Here is a 1826-nt window from a genome sequence, read left to right on the forward strand (position 1 = left end):
CTCTTTTCGCTGAGCAGGTCTTATGCCACATGCCTTATCCTGAACGCCGTCCTCCAGAACCTGATGCCCTATGTGCCGATCTACTTCTCGGCGCGGATCATAGATGCGCTTTATGAGAGGCAGCCCGTACAGGTGCTGATTCTCTATGCAGCCCTCACGGTGGGAATCGTATTCCTGTTGAGCCTCTTGAGCGCCTATCTGTCCTCCAGGCGCGACATAGCCAATCAGGAACTATATTTAAGCGAGGAATGGTCATTCTCCCAGAAAGCCATGGAGATGGCCTATGCGTCCATTGAAGACCCGGATGTGATGCTCCTGCGGAAAAGGATCGCCATGGAATCCCAGACCGGCTACGACCTGTGGTATCTCACGTCCTCCACGGAAAGCCTTGTCTCCAGCGCCACCAGGATCCTCATGTCCCTCTCCATGACCCTGAGCTTCTTCTTTCTGGAGGGGATTCCGCTTCTCATAAAGCTTGGGTTCGTGGCAGGCATCCTGCTCACCATCCTGTGCGGAGCGCTGGCCTCCAGGAAATGCGAGACCATATTCAGCCATTTCCTGGATACCTGCGTGCGCCTGAACGTCTTCGGTGGGAAATATGGCGACTACATCGGCCATTACAGCAGCGGCAAGGACATCCGCCTCTATGGCATGGCCGAAAGCCTGCTGGGCTTCAGCGTAAATCTCAAGTCGGAGCACCACCGGCTCTCCATGAGGCTGAGCTGGAAATGGGCGGCCCTGAAAGCGGCGGACGTGGCCCTGAGCCATGTGCTGAAGTTCTGCGTCTACCTGATCCTCCTCTACGCGGCGCTCTCGGGCCAGATCACCGTGGGTTCCATCGCCCGGTATGTGTCCTGCGTCATGCTGTTGCTCGCTGCGGCCTCCGAAGCGGTGTCCAATGTCCAGAGGGCCATCGTGAACCATACCTACTTAAAGCGGTATTTCTCCTACCTGGACATCCCCAACCCCATGTACCAAGGCTCCCTCACTGTGGAGAAACGGGACGACAATGAGTATTTCGTGGAATTCCGTGATGTATCCTTCCGCTATCCCAACACAGAAAGCTATGCCCTGCGCCATGTGAACCTGAAATTCAAGATTGGGGAAAAGCTGGCCATCGTTGGCAGAAACGGCAGCGGCAAGACCACTTTCATCAAGCTCATGTGCCGCCTCTACGACCCCACGGAAGGGACGATTCTCCTAAACGGCGTGGATATCAGGAAGTACGATTACGACGAATATATGTCCATCTTCTCCATCGTGTTCCAGGACTTCCGGCTCTTCGGCTTCCGGCTGGGGGAGAACGTGGCTGCAGACTCCTCCTATGACCCGCAGCGGGCTGCCCATTGCCTGGAGCAGGCCGGCTTTGGAGAGCGCCTGGCGGCCATGCCGGAGGGCACGGACACCTTCCTTTATAAGGAGTTCGACAAGAGCGGCATCGAGATATCCGGCGGGGAAGCACAGAAAATCGCCCTGGCCAGGGCCCTGTACAAGGACGCGCCCTTCCTCATCTTAGACGAGCCCACCTCCGCCTTAGACCCTGTCTCAGAATACGAGGTATACAGCAGCTTCAACGAGATCGCCGGGGACAAGACCACCATCTACATCAGCCACCGCCTGGCATCCTGCCGCTTCTGCGACAAGATTGCCGTGTTCGACAGCGGAGGGATTGTGCAGACCGGCAGCCACGGGACATTGATTTCCGACGAGGGCGGCATCTACCATGCGCTGTGGCATGCCCAGGCGCAGTACTATACGGAGGAGGCAGGGGCTTATACTGCATAACGCTGAATACTGCCTAATGTAATCATGCGATTGAACCAGTC

At 56.7% G+C, this 1826-nt stretch carries 1 protein-coding gene; it reads left to right on the top strand.

Translation table 11 applies throughout. The annotated features are described in order from the left end of the window. On the top strand, nucleotides 1-1785 hold a 1785-nt coding region (locus Q2B33_RS24025; protein ID WP_300914338.1), incomplete at its 5' end, for an ABC transporter ATP-binding protein. Nucleotides 1786-1826: the final 41 nt, after the last annotated feature.

Source organism: uncultured Acetatifactor sp. (assembly GCF_948601915.1).
Classification (GTDB): domain Bacteria; phylum Bacillota; class Clostridia; order Lachnospirales; family Lachnospiraceae; genus Acetatifactor.